This is a genomic window from Leisingera sp. ANG-DT (assembly GCF_000813785.1).
Lineage (GTDB): Bacteria > Pseudomonadota > Alphaproteobacteria > Rhodobacterales > Rhodobacteraceae > Leisingera.
Map to the genome: position 1 here is coordinate 1 of NZ_JWLE01000063.1, position 1,009 is coordinate 1,009.

The window sequence follows — 1,009 nt, forward strand, 5'->3', positions numbered from 1 at the left end:
GCAGGCCTTTGCGGCCCCGCAGGCCTCTGCCCGACCGCCCCGCAGCAGCTTTTCTCAGACCCCGCGGGAACCGAACCCCGCGCAGGGCGTTTCTCCGATGAGTACTCACGCACAAGCAACCAACAAACCGAGGAGTGAACGCTATGAAAAAGCTGCTACTTTCCACGGCGCTTGCCGCCGTGACCGCCCTGCCCGCCTTTGCCTCCGATACCACCGTCGGGGAAGCCGCCGAGGCAACCGCCGAACAGGGCGCTGAACTGGCGTCCGATGCCGCAAACGCGGCTGAACAAGCCGGCGAGACTATTGCCGAAGAAACCAGCGAAGCTGCGGCTGAGGCTGAAGCGGCAGCGGAAGCTGCGGCAGAAGAAGTGACGGAAGAAGCCGCAGAGGCAGAAGCCGCAGCCGAAGCAGAAAAGGCTGAAACCGAAACCATGTCTGACACCGGAACCACCGCCGCCATGCAGCCCCGCGCCCCGGTTGAGCGTGACGGCTACATGACCGCGGAGGAAACCGACCTGACCGCCGAAAAACTGACCGGCGCCGCCGCCTATGACGCCAACGACGAATGGATCGGCGAGGTCTCCGAACTGCTGCTGACCGACGAAGGCAAGGTCAAATCCGCAGTCATCGACGTCGGCGGTTTCCTGGGCCTTGGCGAAAAACCGGTTGAGCTGGAGCTCTCCAAGATCGACATCCTGCGCGCCGACGACGGCTCCGACCTGCGCGTCTACATCCCGATGACCGAGGACGAGCTGAAGGCGATGCCCGACTACGAGGGCTGACCCCAACCGCGCTGCCCCTGCAGCCCCCAAGACCCCGCCCCCCGGCGGGGTCTTCGCGTTTCCGGGCGGCTTGCGTAGCGGGTTTGCAAACCGGGCAGGCCTTCCCGTGCCTTTTTTGGTGCCTCTCCCTGCCCCCGCTCGCAGTGTTTTCACGCGCAAAAATTCTGGTCAGAGGCGCTGACGTTAAACTTTAGCGCTCGTCAGGAGGCAGGCACTCGCGTTTAGCC

Annotated in this window: 1 protein-coding gene; it reads left to right on the forward strand. The window is 64.3% G+C overall.

The window, feature by feature from the left end; translation table 11 throughout:
- Window positions 1-143: 143 nt before the first annotated feature.
- The gene (locus tag RA21_RS21585; protein WP_052257743.1) at window positions 144-782 is read left to right on the forward strand and encodes a PRC-barrel domain-containing protein; all 639 of its coding nucleotides are present in this window, start codon (window positions 144-146) and stop codon (window positions 780-782) included.
- Window positions 783-1,009: the final 227 nt, after the last annotated feature.